This window comes from Rhodococcus sp. O3, assembly GCF_048897285.1.
Taxonomy (GTDB): domain Bacteria; phylum Actinomycetota; class Actinomycetes; order Mycobacteriales; family Mycobacteriaceae; genus Rhodococcus.
This window is the reverse complement of the sequence record NZ_JBMBTE010000006.1, coordinates 91,550-100,357: the sequence shown is the minus strand read 5'-3', so window position 1 is coordinate 100,357 and position 8,808 is coordinate 91,550. Positions and strand designations below refer to the sequence as shown.

The 8,808-nt window shown below is 68.5% G+C and carries 6 protein-coding genes; 4 read left to right on the top strand and 2 right to left on the bottom strand.

Translation table 11 applies throughout. The features are described 5' to 3' along the window. Window positions 1-69 precede the first annotated feature (69 nt). Both ACN675_RS03940 and ACN675_RS03935 read left to right on the top strand, forming a co-directional pair. Window positions 70-1,362 (top strand): uracil-xanthine permease family protein, encoded by a 1,293-nt coding sequence (locus tag ACN675_RS03940; protein WP_420749608.1) that lies wholly within the window; start codon window positions 70-72, stop codon window positions 1,360-1,362. Window positions 1,363-1,476: 114 nt separating this feature from the next. Beyond that, window positions 1,477-2,619: an acyl-CoA dehydrogenase family protein gene (locus ACN675_RS03935; protein WP_420749607.1), complete on the top strand. Its 1,143-nt coding sequence runs from the start codon at window positions 1,477-1,479 to the stop codon at window positions 2,617-2,619. Between the two features lie 70 nt (window positions 2,620-2,689). Here the strand turns inward: ACN675_RS03935 and lexA are convergent, their stop codons facing one another. Further along, a complete protein-coding gene (gene lexA, locus ACN675_RS03930) occupies window positions 2,690-3,397 on the bottom strand; it encodes a transcriptional repressor LexA (RefSeq protein ID WP_420749606.1) in 708 nt (235 codons plus the stop codon). A gap of 272 nt (window positions 3,398-3,669) precedes the next feature. Between lexA and ACN675_RS03925 the strand changes: the two genes are divergently transcribed. Together ACN675_RS03925 and nrdR are read left to right on the top strand one after the other, a co-directional pair. Continuing rightward, a complete protein-coding gene (locus ACN675_RS03925) occupies window positions 3,670-4,173 on the top strand; it encodes a LysM peptidoglycan-binding domain-containing protein (protein ID WP_420749605.1) in 504 nt (167 codons plus the stop codon). Between the two features lie 183 nt (window positions 4,174-4,356). Continuing rightward, the gene (gene nrdR, locus ACN675_RS03920) at window positions 4,357-4,833 is read left to right on the top strand and encodes a transcriptional regulator NrdR (RefSeq protein ID WP_420749604.1); all 477 of its coding nucleotides are present in this window, start codon (window positions 4,357-4,359) and stop codon (window positions 4,831-4,833) included. Between the two features lie 38 nt (window positions 4,834-4,871). Here nrdR and hrpA read toward each other — a convergent pair whose 3' ends face one another. Continuing rightward, a complete protein-coding gene (hrpA, locus tag ACN675_RS03915) occupies window positions 4,872-8,765 on the bottom strand; it encodes an ATP-dependent RNA helicase HrpA (RefSeq protein ID WP_420749603.1) in 3,894 nt (1,297 codons plus the stop codon). Window positions 8,766-8,808: the final 43 nt, after the last annotated feature.

Here is an 8,808-nt window from a genome sequence, read left to right as displayed (position 1 = left end):
GCGCGGCAGTCACCCGCATCCTGGGCTGACGAGCCCGCGCCACACCCGGCGGGCTTACGATTCCGTTTCGTGAGCGAACCGGTGAAGACCACGAAGAGGACACGCGCGGGCGTCGGCTGGACACTGCACGGTGACGGCCGCCGCATCACCCAGGGCGAGGTCGTGGCTCCGGACGAACGGTTGTCCTGGCCGCGTACCGTCGGCATCGGCATGCAGCACGTCATCGCCATGTTCGGGGCCACGCTGCTGGTGCCGACGATCACCGGTTTCCCGGTCACCACGACCCTGCTGTTCTCGGGCATCGGGACCGCCCTGTTCCTGCTGATCACACGGGGGCGGGTGCCCAGTTACCTCGGTTCGTCCTTCGCGTTCATCGCCCCGCTCACCGCGTCGGCCGCCGACGGACCCGCCGCGCAGCTGGGTGGCATCGTCGCCGTCGGCGTGCTGCTCGCCGTGGTCGGACTCGTGGTCAAGGCACTCGGCGCTCGCGTGATCGATGCGGTGATGCCGCCGGTGGTGACCGGCGCGATCGTCGCGCTCATCGGGTTGAACCTGGCCCCCACCGCGGTCGGCTCGTTCGAGGCGCAGCCGCTGATCGCGGCGATCACCCTGGTTTCGATCCTGCTGGTCACCGTGCTCGGCCCCGGTCTGCTCGGCCGGCTCGCCATCCTCGTCGGTGTCGTGATCGGCTGGGTGTTCGCCGCGGTCACCGGCGGCCTGGCCGACGACCGGGTCGCCGCGCTGCGCGAAGCCGCGTGGTTCGGTCTCCCGGAACTGCGCGGCCCCACGTTCCAGCTGTCGGTCGTGCTGGTCGCGCTGCCCGTGGTGATCGTCCTCATCGCCGAGAACGTCGGCCACGTCAAGGCGGTCGCCGCGATGACCGGTCGCAATCTCGACGACGTCGCCGGCGACGCCCTGCTGGCCGACGGTCTGGCCACGACCCTCGCCGGCTTCGGGGGCGGCTCGGGCACGACGACCTACGCCGAGAACATCGGGGTCATGGCCGCCACCCGCGTCTACTCGACCGCCGCGTACTGGGTGGCCGCAGCCACCGCCGTCGTCCTGGCGTTCTCCCCGAAGTTCGGCGCGCTCGTCTTCACCGTCCCGGACGGTGTGCTCGGCGGCGCGACCCTGGTCCTGTACGGCCTGATCGGCATCCTCGGCGTCCGCATCTGGATGGACGCCAAGGTCGACTTCACCGACCCGGTGAACCTCACCGTCGTGGCGGCCGCCCTCGTCGCGGGCATCGGTGACCTGACACTGTCGATCGGATCGGTCGAACTCGGCGGCATCGCATGGGGTTCGATCGGCATCCTCGTCGCCTATCCGATCCTCCGGAAGCTGGCGAATCTTCGGGGGTGACGCCGGCGGCATCGGCGACAACTGTCACAAAACGTGCTCGCTCCTGTCAGCGTCACAACAGGTGGTGCTTGCCTACGGTAATGGCGAAGTACGCCGTGACCTACAGGAGCGCACATGGAACGCACCCTCTTCGAACCCGAACACGAACTCTTCCGCGAGTCGTACCGGAAGTTCCTCGAGCAGGAGGTGGCACCCTTCCACGAGCAGTGGGAGAAGGACAAGATCGTCGACCGTGAGGTCTGGAAGAAGGCCGGGGCGCAGGGCTTTCTCGGTATGGCCGTTCCCGAGGAGTACGGCGGAGGCGGCGTCGACGACTTCCGGTACAACGTCGTCCTCACCGAGGAGACCACGCGCGGCGGCTACAGCGGTGTCGGTTTCATGCTGCACAACGACGTCGTTGCTCCCTACCTGCTGAATCTCGCGAACGAGGAGCAGAAGCAGCGGTGGCTGCCCGGCTTCTGTTCCGGCGAGATCATCACCGCCATCGCGATGACCGAACCCGGCACCGGCAGCGACCTGCAGGGAATCAAGACCCGCGCGGTGCGCGACGGCGACGACTGGATCCTCAACGGCTCCAAGACGTTCATCACCAACGGCATCAACGCCGACCTGGTGATCGTCGTCGCCTGCACCGACCCCGAGAAGGGCGCCCAGGGCTTCTCGCTCCTCGTCGTCGAGCGCGGCATGCCGGGCTTCGAGCGCGGCCGCAATCTCGACAAGATCGGTCTCGACGCGCAGGACACCGCGGAACTGAGCTTCGACAACGTGCGCGTGCCCGCCGCGAACCTGCTCGGTGAAGAGGGCCTCGGCTTCATCTACCTGATGCAGAACCTCCCGCAGGAGCGCCTCTCGATCGCGGTGGTCGCCGCGGCCGCCATGGAGCAGGTCCTCGAGGACACCCTGCAGTACTGCCGCGACCGCAAGGCGTTCGGCAAGTCCATCGGCAAGTTCCAGAACACCCGGTTCGAGCTGGCCGAACTCGCCACCGAGACGCAGATCGCGCGCGTGTTCGTCGACAAGTGCATCGAGTCGCTCAACGCCGGCACGCTCACCGTGCCGGAAGCGGCGATGGCGAAGTACTGGACCACCGACAAGCAGGTCGAGCTCATCGACCGGTGCCTCCAGCTGCACGGCGGCTACGGCTACATGCGTGAGTACCCGGTCGCGAAGGCGTACCTGGATGCCCGCGTCCAGAAGATCTACGGCGGCACCAACGAGATCATGAAGGAGGTCATCGGCCGTTCGCTGAACGTCTGAGCGACCTTCCGGAAACCACGCCGGGGCGGTACCGCAATCGCGGTACCGCCCCGGCGGCGTTGTAAGGAGCTCAGATCTTCCGGATCACGGTGACGACCTTGCCGAGGATGACGGCGTCGTTGCCGGGGATCGGTTCGAACATCGGATTGTGCGGCATGAGCCACACGTCCTTCTTCACTCGCTTGAAGGTCTTCACGGTGGCTTCACCGTCGAGCATCGCGGCGACGATGTCGCCGTTCTCGGCGACGTTCTGCTGACGCACGACCACCCAGTCACCGTCGCAGATCGCGGCGTCGATCATCGATTCGCCGACGACCTTGAGCAGGAACAGCGATCCCTGGCCGACGAGTTCGCGGGGGAGAGGGAAGACGTCCTCGACGGACTCCTCGGCGAGGATCGGGCCACCGGCCGCGATCCGACCCACGACCGGCACCATCGCCGCGGACGGCACGGCCGACGTTGCGGGAGTGGTGCTCTCGGTGCTGTCGTCGGGGGTGACCGCGCTGTCCTCGAGGCCGCGGACATCGACGGCGCGCGGCCGGTTGGCGTCGCGCCGCAGGAAGCCCTTGCGTTCGAGGGTGCGCAGCTGATGGGCCACCGACGAGGTGGAGTTGAGCCCGACCGCGTCGCCGATCTCCCGGATGCTCGGCGGGTACCCCCGCTCGGCCACCGAATCGCGGATCACCTCGAGAACGCGGCGCTGGCGCTCGGTGAGCCCGGCCGTCGAATCGGCGACGACCGTCCGGGCGGGGCTGCTCGCGGAGTTGGCGTCCGTCATGGTCGTGACCTCCGTGCGTCGAGTGTCGGATGTGCTGGTTGTGATGTATCGAATCTATCCGCATTCGCGCGCGTTATCAAACACCTGTTCGAGATTTCCGGCCCGAAAAGCTGACAAGTCGATCATGGCGTGGTAGAAATTCGAACAGATGTTCTTCGAACCTTTGATCGAACGAAGGATCGACCCAGATCGAACACTTGAGCGATCGAGCGAGAAATGCGCAGTTCGCGCAGCCGATCGAGTACCGCGACCGATCGAGCACGGAGGATCCGATGGGTGCAGCAGCAGTTCGCCGAACCGAGTGGAACGAGTTCACGACCGGCCCGATGCGAGTCGACCGCCCCGCGCACGAGCGGGACGCCCGGGTCTATCGCTTTCCGGTCCGACCGCCCTTTCCCCGCCCGAATGCGGGGCGCATCGAATACCGGCGTCCGGCAGCGGCTCCCGTCGCGTGCACCGACCGCACGCGCCCGGCGCCGCTGTCGTTCCCCCAGGCCTTGCGGCAGACGGTGGTGACGGTGCTCCTCACCGCGACCGCGCTCGTCGCGATCCTCGCGGTGGGGTACCTGCGGACGAGCGAGGTCGCGGCGCATGTTCCGCGCACCGACGTGGCCGTCGTCAGAATCGGCGAATCGCTTGCCGACGTCGCCGCCCGGATCGCTCCCGGCGCCGCCACGGCCCAGGTCGTGGAGCAGATCTCCGAGCTCAACATGCTGTCCGGCGCCACGGTGCGTCCGGGCCAGCAGCTCATCGTTCCGGTCATCGGCCGCGGGTGAGCTGCCGTGCTCGGCAGGGGACCGGACCGGGACGAATCCGGCCGGCAGGTATTGTCGATTCCTGTAAGCCACACCACCCCGTGTGGTCGCGTCGGGGCAGCTCCACCTCAGGGCGGGGATGACCTCGGGAAGACGGTTCGACGCCGACGTCGCGGCCCGCACGGCAGCGACGAAGGAACCGACATGTATTGCCCGTACTGCCGGCACCCGGATTCCCGGGTCGTCGATTCGCGCGAGGCCGATGAGGGCGCCGCGATCCGCCGGCGCCGGGCATGCCCCGAATGCGGCCGCCGATTCACCACCGTCGAAACCGCGGTCCTGTCCGTCGTCAAGCGCAGCGGCGTGACCGAGCCGTTCAGCCGCGAGAAGGTCGTGCGCGGCGTCGCGCGCGCGTGCCAGGGACGCGCGGTCGACAACGACGCGCTGAACCTGCTGGCGCAGCAGGTCGAGGACGCGGTGCGGGCCAAGGGTTCTCCCGAGGTGCCCAGCCACGAAGTCGGTCTGGCCATCCTCGGTCCGCTCCGGGACCTCGACGAGGTCGCCTATCTGCGTTTCGCGTCCGTGTACCGGGGCTTCAGCTCCGCGGAGGACTTCGAACGCGAGATCAAGGAACTGCGCGAGCATCAGGCGCAGCGCAGCGCCGACCCCGGCGAGGGCTGACCCTCGCGGCGCCCGATCGGGCGCCGCTGCCCGACCGTTCAGCGAATCGAGCTGATGGCCTTCATGATTCGCTTCTCCGAGACCGGAATCCGAGTACCCAGGCCCTGCGCGAACAGACTCACCCGCAGTTCCTCGATCAACCAGTACACCTCGTTCACGTCCGCGCCGGCCCGGCGTTCCTCGGGCAGCCGGGCGAGCAGCCGATCGTATTCCGCGTACACCCGGTCGAGTACGTCCATGCCCTGGGCGTCGCGGTGGGCGCTCGCCGGAAGTGCCTCGAGGCGCTGCGCTGCAGCGGCGAGATACCTGGGCAGGTCCGCGAGACGGCGACTGCCGAGGTCCGTCACGAATCCCGCGAACAGCAGCGCCGCCAATTGCTCCCGCACATCGTCGGCGGCCTCGCCGCGCACCCGGTCCAGCAGCACCCCGACCTCGTGGGCCCGGGACAGCGCCGGCACCACCAGCTTCAGCAGCGCCGAGACCCGGCCGGGCAGCTGCGCCCGGACCGTCTTGACCATCGCCTCGAATTCCTCGGGGGTCCGAATCGGCGCACCGTGCGCCGCGACCAGTTCGTCCACGGCGCAGGCCCGGCAGTCCTCGAGCAGCGCGTCGAACGAACCGTCCGGATTGCGGCCGAGCGCGAGACGTTCCGCGTTGGTCAGCCCCGAGGTCGCGGCACGCGCCTGCGTCGGAACCGCCGCCAGCAGCAGCGCCCGCAGGCCGGTGCGGGTCGCGGCGCGTTGCGCCTGCGGGGTGCTCAGGACTCGGACCGCAACACCGGATCCTTCGTTCACCAGGGCGGGATAGCCGGTCACCTGCTGGCTCCCGACCGTGCGCGTCACGGTCTCCGGCAGCGTGCCGAGCGTCTCCGCCGTCCACACGAGCGCCGGCGCGCGTTCGGTGCTCGACGCAGCGCGCGCCACCTCCGCGTCGACGCGCACTGCCAGCTTCTTGCGCAGGTCCGCCAGGCTCTTGCTGTGCCCCAGGACCTTGCCGCGCTCGTCGACCGCCGCGAACGTCAGCCGCAGATGTTCGGGCAGGGCCGTGACGTCGAAATCGCTCGGTTCGATGCGGCAGTTCCCGAGACGCGACAACTCACGGGCCATCGCGTTGACGAGCGGCTCGCTGCGTGGGGTGACCGACGCGAGCGCGGCCGCCGCGAAGTCCGGTGCCGGAACAACTTGGCGCCGAAGCTGTTTCGGCAAGGTCTTGATCAATGCCGTCACGAGTTCGTGACGCATGCCCGGCACGAGCCAGTCGAACCCGACCGGGCGGATCCCGGCCAGCAGCGCGACGGGGATGCGGGCGGTGACGCCGTCCTGTTCGGTACCCGGCTCGAACTGGTAGGTGAGCGGGAACTGCACATCACCCTGCCGCCACGCGTCGGGATAGTCCCCCTCGAGCACCGCGGCGGCGTCCTGGTTGACGACCGTTTCCGGCGTGAACGTCAGCAGTTCGGGATCCTGCTGGCGCGCCTTCTTCCACCACGTGTCGAAATGCCTGGCGGACACGGCATTCGGGCCGACCCGTTCGTCGTAGAAGGCGAACAGCGTCTCGTCGTCGACGAGGATGTCCCGTCGCCGCGCACGATGCTCGAGTTCCTCGACGTCCTCGAGCAACGCCCGGTTGGCGTGGAAGAACTTGTGCCGCGTGCGCCATTCGCCCTGCACCAGCGCGTGCCGGATGAACAGGTCTCGGGAGACCTCCCGATCGATCGCGCCGTACTGCACCGGGCGCTGCGCCACGAGCGGGATGCCGTAGAGCGTGACGCGCTCGTAGGCCATCGCCGCTTCGCGTTTGATCGACCAGTGCGGTTCCGAATACGTGCGTTTGACCAGATGCGGGGCCAACTTCTCGACCCATTCCGGTTCGATGCGCGCCGCCATCCGCGCCCACAGCCGCGACGTTTCGACGAGTTCGGCGGCCATCACCCAGCGCGGCGGCTTCTTGAACAGCGACGACCCGGGGAAGATCGCGAAACGTGATCCGCGCGCACCGAGGTAGTCCCGCTTGTCGCCCTCGCGCAGCCCGACGTGGGAGAGCAGACCGGCGAGCAGCGACTGGTGGATCGAGTCCTCGGAGACCTCCTGGTGGCGGGTCTCCCAGCCGAGGTTCAACGTGATCTGGCGCAGCTGCCCCTGCAGGTCCTGCCATTCGCGGATCCGCAGCCAATGCAGGAACTCGTTGCGGCACATCTTCCGGAACTGGTTGGACGACAGTGCTTTCCGTTGTTCCTTCAGGTAGTCCCACAGGCGCAGGAACGCCAGGAAGTCGGAGCCCTCGACCGCGAAGCGGGCGTGCTTCTCGTCGGCCGCCTGCTGGAACTCGGCGGGACGTTCACGCACGTCCTGGATCGACAACGCCGACACGACGATCAGCACCTCGCGCAGACATCCGTTGCGGTGGCCCTCGACGATCATCCGCGCCATCCGCGGGTCGACGGGCAGCCGCGCGAGTTCACGGCCGGTCGCGGTGAGTTTGGGCAGCTCGTCGCGCTTGGCCGGCTCGAGAGCACCGAGCTCTTCGAGCAGCGCGATGCCGTCGCGGATCGCGCGCGGGTCCGGTGGTTCGACGAACGGGAACGACGCGATGTCGCCGAGACCGAGCGCGGTCATCTGCAGCACCACCGACGCCAGGTTGGTGCGCAGGATCTCCGGTTCGGTGAACTCCGGGCGGGCTTCGAAGTCCTCCTCGGAGTACAGCCGGATGCAGATACCGTCGGCGACGCGGCCGCAGCGACCGGACCGCTGCCGCGCCGACGCCTGCGAGATCTCCTCGATCGGCAGCCGCTGCACCTTGGTCCGCACCGAATAACGCGAGATGCGCGCGGTGCCGGGGTCGACGACGTAGCGGATACCGGGGACGGTCAGCGACGTCTCGGCGACGTTGGTGGACAACACCACCCGGCGGCCGGTGTGCGGGGTGAAGACCTTGTGCTGCTCGGCCGCCGACAACCGCGCATACAGCGGCAGGATCTCGGTGTTGCGCAGCTTGCGGTCGCGCAGGGCGTCGGCGGTGTCGCGGATCTCGCGTTCACCGGAGAGGAACACCAGGATGTCGCCGTCGCCGGCCGCCTGCAGCTCCTCGACCGCCTCGCACACCGCATCGACGGGATCCCGGTCGATCAGCTGATCGCCGACCTCGACGGTCAGTGGCCGGTACCGGATCTCGACCGGGAACGTCCGCCCCGACACCTCGACGATCGGTGCCGGGGTCCCGTCGGGGGCGGCGAAGTGTCGTGCGAACCGTTCCGGATCGATCGTCGCCGAGGTGATGATCACCTTCAGGTCGGGCCGCCGCGGCAGCAGCTGCTGCAGGTAGCCGAGGATGAAGTCGATGTTGAGGCTGCGCTCGTGGGCCTCGTCGATGATCAGGGTGTCGTAACGGCGCAGCATCGGGTCGCGCTGGATCTCGGCGAGCAGAATGCCGTCGGTCATGAGCTTGACCAGTGTCGAGTCCGACACCTGGTCGGTGAAGCGCACCGTGTAGCCGACGGTCTCGCCGAGTTCGGTGTCGAGCTCCTCGGCGAGACGTTCGGCGACCGCCCGCGCGGCGATGCGCCGTGGCTGGGTGTGTCCGATCAGGCCGCGCACCCCGCGACCGAGCTCGAGGCAGATCTTCGGGATCTGCGTGGTCTTGCCCGAACCGGTCTCGCCGGCCACGACGACCACCTGCCGGTCGCGGATGGCGGCCGCGATGTCGTCCTTGCGCTGCGACACCGGCAGCGTCTCGGGGTAGGTGATCGCGGGTACCGCGGCGGCCCGCTCGGCGAGGCGGATGCGGGCCCGCTCGACCTCGGCGGCGATCGCGGTGAGTGCGTCGGCGCCACGAGCGCGATCGAGCTTGCGGCGGAGACGTTGTTCGTCGCGGAGCGACACCTCGGCGAGGGCCGACTTCAGGTCGCGGCGGTTCGGGGCAGGAGAGATGGACATGCTGAAGAGACAGCCTAGCGAAACGCGATCGTCGGGCCCCGTC